General features: G+C 64.2%; 17 protein-coding genes. 5 read left to right on the forward strand and 12 right to left on the reverse strand.

What is annotated here, in order from left to right:
* Positions 1–11 precede the first annotated feature (11 nt).
* From ACO054_RS00320 to ACO054_RS00330, 3 genes are all read right to left on the reverse strand, one after another.
* Positions 12–809 (reverse strand): anti-sigma factor family protein, encoded by a 798-nt coding sequence (locus tag ACO054_RS00320; protein ID WP_421708449.1) that lies wholly within the window; start codon positions 807–809, stop codon positions 12–14.
* Positions 806–1,342 (reverse strand): RNA polymerase sigma factor, encoded by a 537-nt coding sequence (locus tag ACO054_RS00325; protein WP_421708450.1) that lies wholly within the window; start codon positions 1,340–1,342, stop codon positions 806–808. Before ACO054_RS00325 ends, ACO054_RS00320 begins: the two co-directional genes overlap by 4 nt.
* Positions 1,343–1,522: 180 nt before the next feature.
* Entirely contained in the window at positions 1,523–2,572 is a 1,050-nt protein-coding gene (locus tag ACO054_RS00330; protein ID WP_421708451.1) for a hypothetical protein, read from the reverse strand.
* On the opposite strand from ACO054_RS00330, the gene ACO054_RS00335 reads away from it, so the two are divergent.
* Positions 2,558–3,436, forward strand: coding sequence for a S8 family serine peptidase (locus ACO054_RS00335; RefSeq protein ID WP_421708452.1), 879 nt, complete (start codon positions 2,558–2,560; stop codon positions 3,434–3,436). The genes ACO054_RS00330 and ACO054_RS00335 overlap by 15 nt on opposite strands.
* A gap of 459 nt (positions 3,437–3,895) precedes the next feature.
* Here ACO054_RS00335 and ACO054_RS00340 read toward each other — a convergent pair whose 3' ends face one another.
* Both ACO054_RS00340 and ACO054_RS00345 read right to left on the reverse strand, forming a co-directional pair.
* Positions 3,896–5,569 carry a hypothetical protein gene (locus ACO054_RS00340; protein ID WP_421708453.1) on the reverse strand — a complete coding sequence of 558 codons (1,674 nt, stop codon included), beginning with the start codon at positions 5,567–5,569 and terminating at the stop codon, positions 3,896–3,898.
* 80 nt (positions 5,570–5,649) lie between these two features.
* Positions 5,650–6,558, reverse strand: coding sequence for a branched-chain amino acid aminotransferase (locus ACO054_RS00345; RefSeq protein ID WP_421708454.1), 909 nt, complete (start codon positions 6,556–6,558; stop codon positions 5,650–5,652).
* A 221-nt stretch (positions 6,559–6,779) separates the two neighbouring features.
* On the opposite strand from ACO054_RS00345, the gene ACO054_RS00350 reads away from it, so the two are divergent.
* The 4 genes from ACO054_RS00350 (at position 6,780) to ACO054_RS00365 (ending at position 10,078) form a co-directional block, all read left to right on the forward strand.
* On the forward strand, positions 6,780–7,280 hold the full coding sequence (locus tag ACO054_RS00350; RefSeq protein WP_421708455.1) for a MarR family winged helix-turn-helix transcriptional regulator: 501 nt from the start codon (positions 6,780–6,782) through the stop codon (positions 7,278–7,280).
* A 57-nt stretch (positions 7,281–7,337) separates the two neighbouring features.
* Positions 7,338–8,027, forward strand: coding sequence for a response regulator (locus ACO054_RS00355; RefSeq protein WP_421708456.1), 690 nt, complete (start codon positions 7,338–7,340; stop codon positions 8,025–8,027).
* A 73-nt stretch (positions 8,028–8,100) separates the two neighbouring features.
* Positions 8,101–9,486, forward strand: coding sequence for an ATP-binding protein (locus ACO054_RS00360; RefSeq protein ID WP_421708457.1), 1,386 nt, complete (start codon positions 8,101–8,103; stop codon positions 9,484–9,486).
* A gap of 1 nt (position 9,487) precedes the next feature.
* Positions 9,488–10,078, forward strand: a complete 591-nt coding sequence (locus ACO054_RS00365) for a GNAT family N-acetyltransferase (RefSeq protein ID WP_421708458.1) — start codon at positions 9,488–9,490, stop codon at positions 10,076–10,078.
* A 13-nt stretch (positions 10,079–10,091) separates the two neighbouring features.
* On the opposite strand, the gene ACO054_RS00370 is transcribed toward ACO054_RS00365, so the two are convergent.
* The 7 genes from ACO054_RS00370 to smc all read right to left on the reverse strand — a co-directional run bounded on the left by ACO054_RS00370 (position 10,092) and on the right by smc (position 17,107).
* Positions 10,092–10,463: a tRNA-binding protein gene (locus ACO054_RS00370; RefSeq protein WP_421708459.1), complete on the reverse strand. Its 372-nt coding sequence runs from the start codon at positions 10,461–10,463 to the stop codon at positions 10,092–10,094.
* 121 nt (positions 10,464–10,584) lie between these two features.
* A complete protein-coding gene (locus ACO054_RS00375) occupies positions 10,585–11,067 on the reverse strand; it encodes a F0F1 ATP synthase subunit B (protein WP_421708460.1) in 483 nt (160 codons plus the stop codon).
* A complete protein-coding gene (locus ACO054_RS00380) occupies positions 11,067–11,702 on the reverse strand; it encodes a F0F1 ATP synthase subunit B' (RefSeq protein ID WP_421708461.1) in 636 nt (211 codons plus the stop codon). Before ACO054_RS00380 ends, ACO054_RS00375 begins: the two co-directional genes overlap by 1 nt.
* A 123-nt stretch (positions 11,703–11,825) precedes the next feature.
* Positions 11,826–12,050, reverse strand: a complete 225-nt coding sequence (locus tag ACO054_RS00385) for a F0F1 ATP synthase subunit C (protein WP_119166881.1) — start codon at positions 12,048–12,050, stop codon at positions 11,826–11,828.
* 63 nt (positions 12,051–12,113) lie between these two features.
* Positions 12,114–12,872 carry a F0F1 ATP synthase subunit A gene (locus ACO054_RS00390; protein WP_421708462.1) on the reverse strand — a complete coding sequence of 253 codons (759 nt, stop codon included), beginning with the start codon at positions 12,870–12,872 and terminating at the stop codon, positions 12,114–12,116.
* Positions 12,873–12,880: 8 nt separating this feature from the next.
* Positions 12,881–13,285 carry an AtpZ/AtpI family protein gene (locus tag ACO054_RS00395; protein ID WP_421708463.1) on the reverse strand — a complete coding sequence of 135 codons (405 nt, stop codon included), beginning with the start codon at positions 13,283–13,285 and terminating at the stop codon, positions 12,881–12,883.
* Positions 13,286–13,642: 357 nt separating this feature from the next.
* On the reverse strand, positions 13,643–17,107 hold the full coding sequence (gene smc / locus ACO054_RS00400) for a chromosome segregation protein SMC (protein ID WP_421708464.1): 3,465 nt from the start codon (positions 17,105–17,107) through the stop codon (positions 13,643–13,645).
* Positions 17,108–17,183 lie beyond the last annotated feature (76 nt).

Raw genomic sequence — 17,183 nt, forward strand, 5'->3', positions numbered from 1 at the left:
CCAAAATCTCTCTACAGCCCTAGGGCGCGCCGTTCTTCCTCCGTCGAGAGCAACGATCCGGCCTGGAGGCGATCGACGGCGGCGGCCACCGGGTCGTCGCTGTCTGCTCCAGCCGGTCGGAAACCCTCGGTTCCAGAGGTATCGGCTGACGCAATGGTGCTGCTGGCGACCAATTGCCACTCCTCGTCAGGTCCCGTCCGGCATACCAAACCTCGTTCTCCGCCGGCTTCGGAGAGCTGCTCGAACTCTCGGCAGAAGCGGTCGTCCTGGCTCAGAAAGCTGCCAATCACGGTGACTTCTCCATCCGCCAGTTGGACGGGTTCGTAGCTTGGCGTTTGCGAGAGGGCTTCGGCGAGCTGTGCAGTCAGGCGACCTTCGGATCCACTGTTCTCGCCACCTGGCAGCCAGGCAAACACGCCTGCCGCAACGGCGAATGCCAGAGAGGCAGCCAGAGCCACCGGGCGCCAGACGACCTGCTGACGGGGCTGACGCCGAGGCAGACGGACAACGTTGTTCGGCGTGTCTTCTCTGGAGGTATCCTGGGTATCCTCGGTTGATGCCTCGCTGTCCGAAGCCGTCGGCGCGTTCATGACCGCTGCGCGCAGGCGTTCGGGAACCGGTTCCTCGGCGATTTCTGCAAAGGCCAGGCGGGCCATCTCACCGGCTTCGACCAAAGCCCGAAGACGATGGCCTGCCGTCGGATCCTGCGACAGCGCCTGTTCGATCTCGACTGCCTCCTGCTCCGACAACTCGCCGTCCGCGTAGGCAACCAGTTTCTCGTCACTCAAAACGGCAGCCTTGTCGTTCATGCCGGTTCTCCTGCCACCTTGCCCCAGGGGCTGTTGTGCGGGCCGTTCAAGGCCTCCGCCAGAGCTCGCCTCGCGCGTGCCAGACGACTCATCACCGTACCGATCGGGATGTTCAGGGATTCGGCTGCTTGACGGTAACTGCAGCCATCTATGGATACGAGCGAAAGGACGGCCCGCTGTTCCTCCGGCAAGCGCGCGATCAGCTTCCGGACACGGGCCAGTTCTATCCTCGACTCTGCGACGTCCCGACCGTCATCGCCGGTCACACCGGCAACACTGTCCAGATCGCCGGCCGGCCTGCGCAGCCGCTCGGCTCGACAGCGGTCGATCCAGACCGTCTGCACGATCCGAAACATCCAGGAGTCCAGACGAGTTCCTTCCTGCCACTGATGTAATCGGGTCAAGGCGCGCTCGCAGGCCGCCTGAACCACGTCGTCCGCCTCATGCTGGGACCCCGTGAGCGCGGTTGCGAAACGACGCAAGCGCGGCAGCAGGGCGACCAGTTCCTTTTTTATCTCTTGCTCTCGCTCCACGGTTCTCGCACCCGTTTTGATTGATTTGGGCAACTGTTCTGAGCCGACAACGCGCCAGACTACGCATCTATTCCCACGCATCTATTCCCGAGCACTGGCTAAGAACAAGACGGCAAGCCCAACATCATTGGACGGCAGATCAAAGCCCATCGTTGAGAGCGCGTTAAACTGGGGCGCTGGTTAGCCCAGAGAGCAGTTGGGATTAAAGTGGGGCAATGAACCGTTCTCGGACGAAACCATTTTGGATTTAGGGATTTTCTTCCAATGCCACCCGCCGAACTGCAGATCGAGGCCGCCTCTTCGACCATAGGGTCCGATGGAACTGATTTTTTCGTGTCTGCCAAGCCGTCCAGGCGTCGCCGGCGGCTTTTGAGCGGAGCCTGCCTGGTCGTCTTTGTCCTGCTGCAACCTTCCGCTTTTCCTGAAGCGCCGTCTTTGCTTCTGGCGCCAGCGCCTGCCTTCGCTAACGGTGACGGGGATGGCGACGGTGACGGGGATGGCGACGGTGACGGGGATGGCGACGGTGACGGGGATGGCGACGGTGACGGGGATGGCGACGGTGACGGGGATGGCGACGGTGACGGGGATGGCGACGGTGATGGTGATGGCGACGGTGATGGTGATGGTGACGGAGATGGCGACGGTGACGGAGATGGCGACGGCGACGGTGACGGGGATGGCGACGGTGATGGTGACGGAGATGGCGACGGTGACGGAGATGGCGACGGCGACGGGGATGGTGACGGCGACGGCGACGGCGACGGCGACGGCGACGGGGATGGTGACGGCGATGGTGAGGGTGACGATGGCGATGACGGCAACGATGGGGATGACGGGGACGATGGCGATGATGCGGACGACGACAGCGATGACGAGGCGGACGACGACGACACTGAAGACGACGACGATGAGGATGAAGACGACGAGGACGACGACGAGGACGATGAGGATGAAGATGATGAGGATGAAGATGAAGATGAAGACGAACCGGCTGCTGCGGCCGATAACGGCGACGGCGGCAACACTCTCGATGTAGACGATCTTCTGGCTCTCGATGCCACGCCTGAGTTTGTCGCGGCCGCGGTTCAGATCGGCCTGACGCCGCGCCTCTCGACGACCTATGGCAATCTTGGGCTTTCCGTGACGGGTTTTGCGCTCGGTGCGGTGTCCTACGCCGATGCCCAGGCTGCGCTGGCCGGTCTGGGCGCGGCGGATGTGGCGCCCAACCATCTTTACGGTTTGGCTGAAGCTGACTGCAGCGGGCCGTTTTGCGATCAGAAGACCTTGGTCGGCTGGCGACTGCCCGGTGGCATCGGCTGTGGGGCGGGGCTGGCGCTCGGCATGGTCGACACGGCCATTGCTTTAAACGCGCCGGCTTTGCAGGGACAGAGTATTCGGACCCGGCGCTTCAACGAGAAGCGGCTGCCCCCGTCTTTCTCGGATCACGGAACGGCGATCGCGGGCCTTCTGGTCGGCGCGGCCGAGAGCGATGCCCCCGGCCTCTTGCCGGAAGCCACGCTCTACGCCGCCGATGTCTTCCACCGGGACGACGACGGTCAGCCTGTCGCAACCACGACTGATATCCTGCAAGCGCTCGACTGGCTCGCCGGATTCGATCTGCCTGTTATCAACATGAGTCTCGCCGGCCCGGCCAACTCTCTGATCGAAAGGGCCATAGTGGCTCTTGCAGGCCGCGGTATCCTGGTGGTGGCAGCTGCCGGAAACGAAGGACCGTCCGCCGGTCCAGCCTACCCAGCGGCCTATCCCAGCGCCCTGGCTGTCACGGCCGTGGATCGCGATCTCCGGCCCTTCCGCAGCGCCAACCGCGGATCCTATCTCTCACTCTCCGCGCCGGGCGTGGACGTTTGGGCGCCGACCAGCTTTGGCGGCGCGGCGCGAAGCGGTACCTCCTATGCTGCGACCTTCGTGGCTGCTGCTGCGACCGATCTTTCCGCGCAGGCTGGGCGACCCTCCGTCCAAGAGTTGAAGGCTCTGTTGGAAGGGAGAGCCCGCGACCTTGGGCAAGCTGGCTACGACTCCATCTTCGGTCATGGCCTGTTGCAAGCTGAGCCTGTCTGCGAGATCAGGCCCTAAGATTCGATGCGTCCGAGCCGCAGAGCAGGGCACGAAACAGGGGAATAAAGTGCAAGTCCGGTTCGTTGTCGGGATACCTGCGGCGGCTGAGGCGATATCGGAGCCCTGCTGCCCACCTTGATCGGCAGGAGAGCAATCCCGTGACTGCAGTTCCCTTCGGAAGATTCGACACGACGAAACCGGCTTCGCAGTTGGAGCAGCCCAAGCAGTCGGAGCAGCCCAAGAATGCGTCTCGAGACCGTCTTCGGTCCTCATCGTCCTCCGGGACCGCTCTCGACACGATCAGCCCGTCGCGGCTGGCCTTCTTTGCATCTCCGGTGAAACTCACCGAAGAGCTTCCTGTTAAGAGCAGCGGCGAAACGACCGGTGCTGGAGAGTCGGGCAGGGAGGAGTAGGCCGTTCGAAGGTTCGGCCTTGCGGCCGTGAAAATGCTCGTTTCGATCCGAAGGCGGTCCCGCCCTAGTCGTTACCGCAGGCTCGCTCTGCAGCGGAGAGGCTGGTTTGACGGAGCAGAGGACGCGCGACCAACAGCCCGGCCAGGCCGTGCTGGACGTTGTCGACGCGGATTTCGTTGTTGTAGGCCTCGGTCCGCAGACCACCAAGCACGCGCGAGCGCTTCTGGATATAGAAGGCGTCGACCGGATCCTTGAATTGAAGTTGCCGCAAGTTACGGGCGGCGCGCCAGATCGCGCGTTCGAAGCCCGCGGCGCGAGAGCGGTCCCTCGCTTTTAGAGCAAGTGCCAAGGCTGCCGCCAAACCTTCGATGTAGACCCCGGTCGAACTGGCATGCGGAGGGCCGAAGTCGGGGCGTCCAGGGTCGTAGAAGCGGCCCCAGAAAACCGGGGCGAGCGGTCGCCCCCACTGTTGCAAAGGCAGCAACCAGTCGTTCATTTCAAGCACGAAGTCGCGCATTTCGGACGCACGCGACACCCCGAAGGCGTGCGCATAGGCCTGACTGTGCCAGGGTACGAAGGCGGGGTTGCGCGCGGCTCGATGCCAAGCGCGATAGTAGGTAAAACTGGTATGGAAACGCTCCGCGAGCTCTTGATCCGGGTCGCGCGTCAGGCGCTTCGCCCAGAACAGCAGGGCCTCGCCGGGATAGAAATTCTGATTGTCGTTGCGTTCGGCCGGCCTCAGAAAACTCCGGAAGCTGCCGTCCGGACGGTGCAGCGCGTCGACTGTGGCCGACAGGCGGTGGTAGATCTCGCCCCAGCGCTCGGCATTGGGGTGCTCCAGGATGGCAAGGGCCGCCAGCGCGACGGCCCCGAGCTTTACCTGCCCCTGCCACTCGATCAGACCGAGGTCTTCCTCCGAGCGATAGAAGCGGTCCAGGTTGAACTGCAGATTTGCCGCCGCACGGCCCATCTGGGCCGCATCCTGCCGCACCCCGGCGACCTGGATCAGCACCCGCGTCGCCATGAAGCGGCGAATGGGGCTGTCGGCCTTCGAGTCCTCTCCGCGGCTGGGCCAGTATTTGTAGGTCAGATGCCCATCTTCTCTGAGGCTGGCTTGCATCCAGGCCGTCATCCCCTCGATCAAGCGGTCCAGCTCTGCCAGGTCGAAGCTCTCCGGCGGTACAAGAGGGGCGCCGTGGAACAGGGGCGTGCAGGTCGGAGCGCGTGAGGCGCCTGTCAGCGGTGCGATATGGAGCTGACGGGCGGCGAAGGCTCGAACGTTTGCGCCGACGCTGAGCACATCGGCAAGGGACTGCCCTGGTGCCGCCGGCTGGCGGTCCAGCCACCTGCGAAAGCTGCGATTGCTCGCGATGGCGCTGAGGGGCGCCAAGCGCCGTTCTTGGCCGTCCCAGGTCACGGCGATGCCGAGCTTACCTTGGGCCGCTTTCGTGAAGACCTGGTCGAAGCGGTCGGGCGAGATGCTGCGCCAGTTGTGAGTCAAGCAAAGCCCGAGGCTGTCTGCCTCGACCGCTTGCAGTTGCGGAAGCAGGTCGGCGAAGGCGGCCGCCAGGCTGCCCGTCTCGACCCAGACTTCGCCGACGCGACGTCCCTTGCGTCTCAGGCAGGCATAGAGCGGGCCCGGCAGTGGATAGGCCGCCGTCGTGACTGGCAGCCCACCGCGCAGACCGTGGAAGAGGTCCGCGATCACGGCAGAGTCCGCAGTCAGGGCATCAGTCATGCGGGCGAAGCTTCGCTATCTCCCGGATCGGGTTGTTCCGTCGCTACCCTATTCGCTCTGGAGAGACGTTCGCTGCCATCTCACTCGGCAGCGGCAATGGAGGCATGAGCGGTCCGGCCGTCGCGCCGATTGACGAGATCGTCATAGGCGGTCACCAGCGAGCGGGTCACCTCGCCGACCTTGAAGGTCCTGCCGTCGATCTCCGCCACCGGCGTCACCTCGACGGCGGTGCCGGTCATGAAGACTTCATCCGTCTGCTCCAGCTCCTCCGGCAGAATCGGACGCTCCACCACCTCGTAGCCAAGATCCTTGGCGAGGCCGATCACCGTGCGGCGTGTGATGCCGTCGAGGAAGCAATCCGGTGTTGGTGTGTGAATCTTACCGTCCTGCACTAGAAAAACGTTCGCTCCGGTGGCTTCGGCAATCCGGCCGCGCCAATCAAGCATCAGCGCGTCGTTATAGCCGCGCTTCTCGGCATCGTGCTTGCTGAGGGTGCAGATCATATAGAGGCCGGCCGCCTTTGCGTGTACCGGCGCGGTCGCAGGATCCGGGCGGCGGTACTTGGCGAAGGTCATGCGGATACCCTGAAGCCGGGCCTCCGGCGAGAAGTATGCGGGCCAGTCCCAGGCGGCAATCACCAGATGAATCTTGTTCATCTGAGCCGAGACGCCCATCATCTCGCTGCCGCGCCAGGCAACCGGACGGACATAACCGTCGCCGATGGAGTTGACCTCCAAAACCTTGCGGGTCGCCGCATTGATCTCGTCGACACTGTAAGGAATCTCGAAGTCCATCAGTTGTGCCGAGGCGAGCAGCCGCTCATGATGCTCGGTCATGGCAAAGACCTCGCCACCGTAGGCTCGCTCCCCCTCGAATACACAGGAACCGTAGTGGAGACCGTGCGAAAGACTGTGTAGCGTCGCGTCGCGCCAGGGAACCAGGTCTCCATCCATCCAGATGAAGCCGTCGCGGTCGTGGAAAGGAAGCATGGAAAGACGGGTCCTCCGGCCCTATAAGCCTTTGTCTTCTGGTTGCCTGATCGTGGACCTTGATCCCGGTCTTGAGCCCAAAGCCGTCTCGCTCAGGTGTGTCGGGGAAGGGCAGGGTTCAAAGCAATTGTTGGAGTATCGTTGCTTCGAAAAACCACACTTTGTTACTTTCTGTCCTATCCGACAACGCAAACGTAACGAGCTAACCCAAATATGTCAACATGGCTGACGTAAAAACTGCGAACCCGCTGTTCCTGCGCGAGGACGAATTACGCCAGGCGATCGAACTGCTGTTTTTCGCCTATCGAGACTTCACCGGTGACGCAGACCGCATTCTCGACGACTACGGTTTCGGCCGCGCGCATCACCGGGTGATCTACTTCGTCGGCCGTCACCCTGGGATGCCCGTAAGCCAGCTTCTGTCCGTTCTGCAGATCACGAAACAGTCCCTGTCCCGTGTGCTCGGTCAGTTGGTGCGGGAGGGCTTCGTCAAGCAAACCCGGGGAACGACGGATCGCCGCCAACGTTTGCTGGCGTTGACCGAAACAGGGCGGGAACTCGAGCGCAAGCTGACCGAGGTGCAGAAGCACCGTATCGCGCACGCTTATCGCGATGCGGGCGCGGAAGCTGTCGCCGGCTTTCGGACGGTGATGCGCGGAATGATCGACTCGCCGGATCGCGCCCGCTTCGGGCCTGAAAGCTCCGGCTCGGAACGGCTTTGAAGCCTCAGGCGATCCTGCTCTCTAGGTCGAACTGGAACGCTCGCCTATACTCGACCCATGGACGAGGCTGCACACATACTCGTCGTCGATGACGACACGCGACTTCGCGAGCTCTTGCAGCGCTACCTCAGCGACCAGGGCTTCCGGGTCACGACGGCCAGCCAGGCCGGCGAGGCTCGGGACTTCCTGCGCTCCCTGGCTTTCGATCTGCTGGTTCTGGATATCATGATGCCAGGAGAGAGCGGGCTCGACCTTCTGCGGGCGTTGCGTCGGGAACAGCGGGTCCCTGTTCTGCTGCTGACGGCGATGGATGAGGTCGAGAGCCGTATCGAGGGCTTCGAAAGCGGGGCCGACGACTATCTCTCGAAGCCCTTCGAACCGCGCGAGCTTGTACTGCGGATCAATGCGGTGTTGCGGCGAGCACAGGTGGCAGATGGGGGAAGCGCGTCGCCGAGACGGGTTCACTTCGGAGCTTTCAGCTTCGATCTCGATCGAGAAGAGTTGCGCCGTGGCGATGCCTATGTCCGGCTGTCGGCGGCTGAGCAGCAGCTGCTCAAGGCCCTGGCCGATCGGGTCGGCGCTCCGGTCAGCCGAGATGAACTGAGCGAAACGAGCCCGGAAATCGGGAATGCACGAACCATCGACGTGCAGGTCACGCGGTTGCGCCGTAAGATCGAGACGGACCCTAAGTATCCCCGCTACCTCCAGACTGTGCGCGGGGTTGGCTATACTCTGGTCGTTGATTGACCGCTCGCAGGTTTCGGCCGATCGCTGAACTGCCCGGTCATCGCGGTTGAACCGAAAGGTCGGGGCGCGGGCCATGAGCATTTATGAAGACCGCTTCGAGCGACCTGCGGGGGTCGATGACCTGAGCCTCTCGCTTGGCCGCCCCGAACGCTTGTCTTTTCTCAAGCGTCTGTTGCCGCGCGGCTTTCTCGGCCGTTCGGTGCTTATCCTCCTGTTGCCGTTGGTCTTGCTTCAGGTGATCTCCGCCTGGGTCTTCTATGACCGCCACTACGATACGACCACGTGGCGCCTCGCCCAGGGTGTAGCCGGCGATGTCGAGATGGTGGTGCGCTTGCTGCAGTCGGGCGAGATGCCGGACTCCGAGATCCTGTTTTTGGCCGAACACATCTTTTGGCTAAGGGCGGAGCTGATTCCCGGCGCCGAGCTCGGAGAGTCGGTTGAGCCACGCCTCGGCTCGATCCTTCACGAGCGTTTGGAAACCGCCTTGATGGAGCGCTTGGGCCCTCGCTTCTCCATCGACACCGTCAGTTTGCCTCGGGACGTGATCATCGAGGTCAATCTCGGCAGAGAGCTGCTGGTGATGGACGTCAGTCGTAAACGCCTGTTCAGCGTCACGACCTACATCTTTCTGATGTGGATGGTCGGTTCCTCGGTCGTGCTCTTCGTGGTCGCTTTTCTCGTCATGCGCATCCAGGTTCGCGCCATTACCCGTCTGGCCCAGGCTGCAGACAGTTTCGGCAGGGGCGGGGACTTGGCCGGATTCAAGCCCGAGGGCGCCGATGAGGTGCGCCAGGCGGCGGCCGCCTTCCTGCAGATGCGCGACCGTATCAAGCGCCAAATTCAACAGCGTACGACTGTGCTTGCTGGCGTCAGCCACGACCTGAGAACGCCGCTGACCCGCATGAAGCTGGAGCTCGCTATGCTGGGCAATGCGCCCGAGATTTCGAGTCTGAAGCAAGACGTGCAACAGATGGAGCGCATGATCGATGGCTATCTCGCTTTTGCCCGGGGCGAAGGGGGCGAGGGCGCGAAGCTTACCAACCTGTCCGATCTGATCGGCCGCATCGTGGCCGATGCGCGGCGCGAAGGTGCGGCCGTGGACCTGCACATGGAGCAGCCCATCACGCTACCGCTCAAACGCGAAGCTTTCCGCCGCTGTCTGACCAACCTGCTCGTTAACGGTGTGCGTTACGGAAACATGGTGTCGCTGCGTGTTGGACTTCGCCACGGCGGTCTCGAGATCCTGGTGGACGATGACGGATCTGGCATTCCAGCGGAGCGTCGTGAGGAGGTCTTCCGGCCCTTCGTTCGCCTGGAGGAATCCCGTAATCCCGAGACCGGCGGAACCGGACTTGGGCTGACCATTGCCCGCGATGTCGCCCGCAGTCACGGCGGCGAACTGACCTTGGACGACTCTCCTCTGGGTGGTTTGCGCGCTCGGCTTTGGTTCCCAATCTGACATGACCGCTCCGATAGATGCGGACGGCCAGGACGTGGTGGTGGTGCCACCAATCCGTCTGCGGGCGCCGTCGCACAGAGAGTTGCCTCGGCTGCGCCAGATCGAGGTCGCCGCCGCCCGCCGGTTTCGCGACTCGCCGCATCCCGAGGTGGCGGCCATGCAGCCGACCGAGTTGGCCTTGCTCCGCAATCTGGCGGCCGAGGAGGGACTTCTGGTCGCTGCCGACGCCCACGACAACTTGCTGGGCTTCGCCCTCTACATGCCTATGGAGGGAGACCTCTATCTCGCCGAGCTGAATGTCTTGCCTGAAGCTGCGGGGCGTCGGATCGGCGCAGGTCTGATCGATTCGCTGACCGAGATCGGGGCTCGGCGCGGGTGCCGCTGGTTGCTGTTGACGACCTTCCGGCGGGTTCTCTGGAACGCCCCCTACTATCGGCGGCTTGGCTTCGAAGAGATACCAAGGGCTGAATTGAGTCCCGCGCTGGCCGCCGAAATGGCTCGTCAGTCGGCCCGAGGACTGCGATTGGCGAGCCGTGTCGCCATGCGCCGCCGCTGCGCGACGGCTGTGGCCAGGGCTACGCTCTCTGGATGAGGTTCGGTCGGACTCAATACATCCGGCCGCCCAACGGCACCTCTCGGTCGGGAGCAAGCATCACGACTTCCCCCTCGGCATCCGGCACGCCGAGCACCAGGATCTCGCTCATGAATTTGCCGATCTGCTTTGCCGGGAAGTTGACCACGGCCAGAACCTGGCGGCCCGGAAGCTCTTCCGGCTTGTAGTACTTTGTAATCTGTGCCGAGGTCTTACGGAGACCGATCGGCTCACCGAAGTCGACCCAGAGCTTGATCGCGGGTTTGCGCGCTTCCGGAAAAGCTTCGGCCTGTAGAATGCGACCCACGCGAATATCGACCTTCAGGAAGTCCGCAAAGCCGATCTCACTCTCTGGCGCCTCGTCGGCGCTCTTGCTTTTGCTCATAGCCTTCATCCCTCTCGCAAAGAAAACGCCCCGACCGCTCGTGCCGGGGCGCAAACCATAGCGCAGACTTCCGAAAGACTGCCTTAAAAGCTGTTTAGGTCCCGCAGCGGTTCAGCCGGGATCAGTTCAGCCGTTGGGCTACGTCGCGAATGGCTGAGGATGTCAGTTCCTCGGCCTTCTTGTCGTCTACCTGCTCCGCGATCAGTTTAGCCGCGGCCGCGATCGCGACATCGACGGCCTGATCGCGCACTTCGCTCAAGGCGTTCTGCTCGGCCTGTTCGATCTTGGCGAGGGCAAGGTCCTCGCGGCGCTTCAGCGAGGCCTCCAGATCCGCCTCGGCCGACTCGCGCAGACGCTCGGCTTCCAGTTTTGCATGCTCGACGATCGCTTCGGCTTCCTTGATCGCGTCGCGTTGCTTGCGCTTGTATTCGGCCAGCATCTTCTGGGCGTCTTCGCGCAGGGTCTGGGCCTCGTCCAGTTCCTTCCGGATCCGTTCGGCGCGATTGTCCAGGGACCTCAGGACGGGGCGGAGGCCCTTCCAGAAGACCAGAGCAAAGAAGATGAAGAGCGCAAGCGTGATCCAGGTGTATTCGCTGCCGAGCATCAGGCTTGCCCTCCCGAAGCGTCGGATCGTGTCATGCTGGCCTCGACAGCTTTCTCGGCCTCCGCCGGCTTCGGCGTTTCGCCGAGAAGCTTGGCGGTGGTGGCCGTGGAAATCTCAGTTGCGACTTCTTTCAGGTTGGCCAGAGCCTCCGCCTTGGCGGCGGCGATCCGCCCTTCGGCTTCGCTGGTCTGAGTCGCCAGCTTGGCCGCGAACTCCTGTTCGCGTTTGGCTGCCGTCTCTGCCCAAGCCTCGTTGACCTTACGATGCGTTTCACGGGCGGCGTCGCGGGCGGTTGCCAGGGCGGCTTCGTACTCCTGGATGACCTCTTCCGTTTCGCTCTTCAGTTTGCCGGCACGGGCCAGATCGTCGTCGATCTTGTCCTGCCGTTCCTCGACCGCGTTGCCGATCCGCGGGATCACGACCTGCGACATCACCAGGTAGAGGATGCCGAAGCTCACGATGGTCCAGAAGATCTGGCCCGCGTAGGTCTCGGTCTGGGTGAGCTGGGGCAGGCCGCCGCCCTCAGCCGCCAGCAGGGGGCTTGCAGCAGCGAAAAGTCCGACAGCCAAGGCTCCCGCCGAGAGACGGCGTAGCCACGAGGACCAGACGGAAAGGCGGGAGGCGATACGGCTCACGACTCGATTACCCCGGAGTACTTGGCGGAACGAACGATTCAACGCCGGCTTCATCAAAAGCGCGATGGCTGAATCGACCAGGTCCCGCAGCTACGCAAAGCCTCGCTGCGGGACCTCGATAGCCTAGCCGAACAGGATAAGCAGCGCGACAACCAGCGCGAAGATCGCGATAGCTTCCGTCACCGCGAAGCCGATCCAGATGCTGGCTCCGATCTCGTCCTTCGAGGCCGGGTTCCGTGCGATCGCGGAGAAGTAGCTCGACCACACATTGCCCAGACCCAGGCCAGCACCGATCATGCCCAGGGTCGCCAGACCGGCACCGATCATGCGCGCAGCTTCGACATCCATTTCGTCAACTCCCAAGTTTTACGTTGATTGCGTAGGCCCCTTCGTCGCGGCGGGGCCCGAGGTCTAGTGGAGGTACAGCGCGTCGTGGAGATAGACGCACGCGAAGATCGTGAAGATGTAGGCCTGCAGGGTCGCGACCAGGAATTCCAGGGCGGTGATACCCACCAGTGCGGCCATCGGCACCACGCCCGCGACACCCAGCAACAGCACGAAGCCGGCGAACACCTTCAGAAGGATGTGACCCGCCATCATGTTCGCGAAGAGGCGCATGGAATGGCTGACAGGCCGAGAAAAGTAGGAGATCAGCTCTACCGGCACCAAGATGATCGCGGTCCAGGCTGGCGCGCCGTGGGGGAAGAACAGCCGCAGATACCCGAAGCCGTGACGCGCGAAACCGATGATCGTCACGGCGATGAAGATCGTTATCGCCATGAAAAAGGTCACGACGATGTGGCTCGTGAAGGTGAAGGACGACGGCACCATGCCCAACAGGTTTCCGAAGAGCACGAACATGAAGAGCGTGAAGATGAAGGGAAAGAACGGGCGTCCGGCACTGCCGACGTTGTCGCGCACCATGTTGGCGATCGTCTCGTAGAGCAGTTCGGCGACTGACTGCAGACGTCCGGGCACCAGCGCCCGCCGACGGGTCGCGATGGTCAAGAGCGCGGTCACCGCGGCGATGGTGATGAACATCCAAAGCGAGGAGTTGGTGAAGGACATGTCGACGCCGCCGATCTCGATCGGCACGATCGGCTTGATCACAAACTGATAGAGAGGATCGACGGGGAAGCCTGCCTCCGCCCCATTTGCCGTTTCAGCCACGTTTCGCCCTAATCCCTGCGCTCGTCCTGCCCTTCGGACTCCGCGGCGCTCTTCTTGTGCGCCTGCTCGGTCGCCCGGGCCTTTGCTTCCCGTTGTTTCCGATCCAGCTCCTGGCCGGTACGGACGACGTTGGTGAGGGCTGCTCCCGACCCAAGGACGATGAAGAGGATCAGCATCCAAGGTTTGGTGCCCAGGAACCGGTCGAGCATGAGCCCGATGGCTACGGACACGAGAATAGCCGCCACGATTTCCGACGCTATCCGCATGCCGATCCCCAGACCGCTCGGGCCCCGGGTCTCGACCTGCTTCCACTTCGACTTCTCGGTCTCGCGGCGCTTCTGCGCCGCCTTGAGCCGATCGTCGAAATCGTCGTCCGACGGCGACGGTCCTCGTGACCCGGGCTCGGCTGCCATGGGTCGGGCACTCCCTTGCACAGGTGGGCGGCCCTGGACCGCTCCAGGCGCGCCATAACCGGGACACCTGTGCGGTACGCCCGAAGAAAACCCCCGCCATCGGCGAAACGCCACGCCGAAAAGCGCGCGAACATTACGGATCGGCCCACCAGAGGTCAAGGCCGAAGGACGCAGGTGCGAAAGGACTGCAGCGCGCTGATTTTACAGGGAAAATAAGGACTTGCCGAGTTCGGCTGGGCGCTGTGATGCGATCCGCACTTCCGGATCGACGATTCCCGCACGCCAAACCCGTAATGAGAGTAGGCATCACGTCTGAGGTGAGATTGCTCACGCGACCCCACCTCAGCCGCTTCCGCTCTAGCTGGCTTCCCGCAGAGCCTCGGCAGCCTCCAGGTCGACGGACACCAGTTGAGAGACGCCGCGTTCCGACATGGTCACGCCGAACAGCCGGTCGACCCGCGCCATCGTCAGGCGGTGATGGGTCACAACCAGGAACCGGGTGTCCAACTCCTGAGCCAGTTCGTCGACCAGAGAGATGAAGCGCTCCACGTTGTTGTCGTCCAGCGGCGCGTCGACCTCGTCCAGCACGCAAATCGGTGCCGGGTTGACCAGAAAGACGGCGAACAAGAGGGAGAGCGCGGTCAAAGCCTGCTCTCCACCGGAGAGCAGCGAGAGAACCTGCAGCCGCTTGCCCGGTGGGCTGGCCATGATCTCCAGTCCCGCGTCGAGCGGATCTTCCGATTCGGTCAGTTTGAGATGCGCGGTGCCGCCGCCGAACATCCGCGTGAAGAGCTCGGTAAACTTGGCATTCACCTGCTCGAAGGCGGCGAGCAGACGCTCGCGGCCTTCCCGGTTGAGGCTCGAGATACCCTGGCGCAGCCGGGCGATGGCCGCGACAAGGTCGGCGCGCTCGTTCTGCATCCCCTCGATCTGCTGGTCCAGTTCGCTCGCTTCGGCTTCCGCCCTGAGGTTGACGGCACCGAGGTTCTCGCGCTCCCGGATCAGACGCTGGACCTTGGTCTCGACCTGATCGCGCGGCGGAAGGTCCTGATCGGGTTTGGTCTCGGCCAGATCGAGCAGCTGGTCGAGATGCGCCTCCAGGCGTTCCTGGGCGCGCGCCGATATGTTGGTGACGCCTTGCTGCCCTTGCTCGACGGCGCCTTCAGCCCGGACCCGCTCCTCGCGGGCTGCCGCCAACGCCTGCTCGGCCTGTTTGAGGACACGGTCGGCCTCGGCGAGACCGGTCTCGCCGACCGCCAGGCTGTCGGCCGCCTGCTTGCGCGTCGTCTCGGAGTCGCCGATCGCCTCCGCCAGAGCGTCCCGCTTGGCCGTCAACTCCTGCGGCAGTGCCTTCAGCTCGTTGAGCTCCACCTCCACCTGTTCACGGCGGTCCCGCAGCTCTCCGGCGTGGCCGCTCGCCTCGTCCGCGCGGCGGCGCCAAGCCTCCATTTCGCGCCCGATGGCATGGATACGGTTGGCGCGCTGTTGGCTCTCGCGCAGCAGGGTCTGTAGCTGGGTTTCGGCCTCGGAGAGTGCGCCACGCTTCTCCGCCAGCGCGGCGCGCAGCTCTCCGACCTTGGTCCGTGCCACGGCCAGATCGGGCAGGGCGGCGCGATCGGTTTCGGCCTCGACCTTGGCATCGCGTGCCTCGGCCAAGTCGGCTTCCAAGCGCTGGCGCGAGTCCTCCAAGGCCTGCAGTTTGGAATCGGTGGCAGAGAGCTTCGCGGCCAACTGCCCGCGCGCCTCGCGTGCCCGGTTCGCCTCGGCATAGGCAGCGCGCTGTGCGTCGCGGGTCGCCCGTTCGGACTGCGCCGCCGCTTCGGCCGCGCTTCGCAGCTCGGCGAAACGCTCTTGCGCCGCTTCGACGTGCTTGTCCTGGTCGCGTCGTTCTTCCTGGAGGTCGGCCAGACGGTTCTTCTGGGCCAGCCGCACAGCCGCTGCCGTCGGAGCATCGGCCTTGGCGGTCAGGCCGTCCCAGCGCCAGAGAGCGCCCTCGCGACTGACGAGACGCTGACCCGGGGCCAGTTGAGACTGCAGACGTGCGCCCTGTGCCGCGTCGGTCACCACACCGACTTGGGACAAGCGCCGCGCCAGGGCCGGTGCGCCTTGAACGGCTTCGGTCAGAGGGCGGACCCCCTGGGGCAAAGCCGGCGGTTGCGCGAGGGCCGGCAAGGTCTCCCAATGGACCGGTGCCGCTTCGTCGGTCGGCTGCAGCAGATCGTCGCCCAGGGCGGCACCCAAGGCGGTTTCGAAACCTGGCTCCACAGTCAGCGCCTCGACCACGGGCGGCCACATGTCCGCTTCGCCCGGATGCAGCACGGCTGAAAGCGCGGCGATTTCGGCATCGATCTTCTGTTTGGCCGCTTCTTCGGTCTGAAGCGCCTGTCGGCCCTCGGTTTCGCCGCTCCGGGCCTCGGCCAGCGCGGTCTCCGCCTGTTCCGCCTCGCTCCGGGCGCGGTCCAGGGCCGCTTCGGCCTCTGCCAAGATGGCGTCCGAAGCCTCCAGGTCGCTCGTGGCGCCGCGCTCCGTCTCCAGACGGTCGCGGTCGCGGGCAAGAGCCGAAAGCCGCTCGCTCAGACGTTGGATGCGTTCATTCAGTTCGCCGATCCGTCGCTCTAAAGCGGCGGTCTTGGCTTCGTCGGCCGCGACCTGAGCGGACAGGTGGGAGAGTTCCTCTTCGGTTTGCTGGGCGGCGGCTGTGCGGGTGTCACGCTCGCGCTCCGCGGCGCCGCGTGCCTCGCCCTCTCCTTCGGAGGCAGCGGTGAGTTCGCCTTGCTCGACCGTCAGATTTTCCAGGGCCTTGGCGGCATCGTTGCTCTGGCTCTGGCTGCGCTCCAGGTCCGCGGCCAACTGGGCAAGGCGCTGTTCCGCCTGGCGAATCGTCTCGGCGACACGCTGTTCCTCGCGCTCCAGGCCGTCGCGCTCCAGCAGAAGTCGCTGCAGGGCGGCCGAGGTCTCGGCCGCGGCGTCGCGCAGGGGCGGTAGAGCGTTCGCCGCCTCGGCCTGCAGGGTTGCCGCCTTGGCCGACTGCTCGGTTAGGCCGGCGACCTGAGCTTCCGCGGTCGCCAGGCGCTCGCGGGCCGTCCGCAAGGCGTTGCGCGCCGCTTCGGCGTCCAGATGAAGCAGCAGGGCCTCGGTCCGGCGCAGCTGATCGGCGATATTACGGTAGCGGGTGGCCTGGCGGGCTTGCCGCTTCAGGCCGGCAAGCTGGCTGTCCAGGGTGCCGATGACGTCGTCCAGCCGCTCCAGGTTGGTTTCGGCGGCGCGCAGGCGCAATTCGGCCTCGTGCCGCCGGGCATGCAGGCCGGCGATCCCGGCCGCTTCCTCCAACAGGTGGCGGCGATCCGTCGGCTTGGCGTTCACGATGGCGCCAATCCGGCCCTGGCTGACCAGGGCCGTGGAGCCAGCTCCGGTGGCTAGGTCGGCGAAGAAGAGTTGGACGTCCTTGGCCCGCACCGACTTGCCGTTGACTCTGTAGTCGGAGCCCTTTTCGCGCTCGATCCGGCGGGCGATCTCGATCTCTTCGTAGTCGTTGAAGCCCGGCGGGGCGTCGCGGCCGCCGTTATCGAGGTGCAGCATGACCTCGGCCAGATTGCGCGAAGGACGGCTGGCGCTGCCGCCGAAGATGACGTCGTCCATCTCGCCGCCGCGCATGCGCTTGGCGGAGGTCTCTCCCATCACCCAGCGCAGGGCTTCGACGAGGTTGGACTTGCCGCAACCGTTCGGGCCGACCACGCCGGTCGTGCCGCGTTCGATCATGAACTCGGTCGGGTCGACGAAGGACTTGAAGCCGGTCAGGCGAAGCTTGACGAACTGAACCAAGTGACGCTCGGGCTCCCTTCAGGACCCGCGGCGCGTCTCGGCACGGATCGGCTCCGCCCGGACCGCAATCGGTCCC

This window comes from Algihabitans sp. (assembly GCF_965226985.1).
GTDB lineage: Bacteria > Pseudomonadota > Alphaproteobacteria > Kiloniellales > DSM-21159 > Algihabitans.

What these genes read in the sequence shown, in the direction of transcription:
- ACO054_RS00320 (WP_421708449.1), bottom strand. Translation starts at nt 809, where the DNA reads ATGAACGACAAGGCTGCCGTTTTGAGTGACGAGAAACTGGTTGCCTAC.
- ACO054_RS00330 (WP_421708451.1), bottom strand. Translation starts at nt 2,572, where the DNA reads ATGGTTGGGCGCCACATCCGCCGCGCCCAGACCGGCCAGCGCAGCCTG.
- ACO054_RS00340 (WP_421708453.1), bottom strand. Translation starts at nt 5,569, where the DNA reads ATGACTGATGCCCTGACTGCGGACTCTGCCGTGATCGCGGACCTCTTC.
- ACO054_RS00345 (WP_421708454.1), bottom strand. Translation starts at nt 6,558, where the DNA reads ATGCTTCCTTTCCACGACCGCGACGGCTTCATCTGGATGGATGGAGAC.
- ACO054_RS00350 (WP_421708455.1), top strand. Translation starts at nt 6,780, where the DNA reads ATGGCTGACGTAAAAACTGCGAACCCGCTGTTCCTGCGCGAGGACGAA.
- ACO054_RS00355 (WP_421708456.1), top strand. Translation starts at nt 7,338, where the DNA reads ATGGACGAGGCTGCACACATACTCGTCGTCGATGACGACACGCGACTT.
- ACO054_RS00360 (WP_421708457.1), top strand. Translation starts at nt 8,101, where the DNA reads ATGAGCATTTATGAAGACCGCTTCGAGCGACCTGCGGGGGTCGATGAC.
- ACO054_RS00365 (WP_421708458.1), top strand. Translation starts at nt 9,488, where the DNA reads ATGACCGCTCCGATAGATGCGGACGGCCAGGACGTGGTGGTGGTGCCA.
- ACO054_RS00370 (WP_421708459.1), bottom strand. Translation starts at nt 10,463, where the DNA reads ATGAGCAAAAGCAAGAGCGCCGACGAGGCGCCAGAGAGTGAGATCGGC.
- ACO054_RS00375 (WP_421708460.1), bottom strand. Translation starts at nt 11,067, where the DNA reads ATGCTCGGCAGCGAATACACCTGGATCACGCTTGCGCTCTTCATCTTC.
- ACO054_RS00385 (WP_119166881.1), bottom strand. Translation starts at nt 12,050, where the DNA reads ATGGATGTCGAAGCTGCGCGCATGATCGGTGCCGGTCTGGCGACCCTG.
- ACO054_RS00395 (WP_421708463.1), bottom strand. Translation starts at nt 13,285, where the DNA reads ATGGCAGCCGAGCCCGGGTCACGAGGACCGTCGCCGTCGGACGACGAT.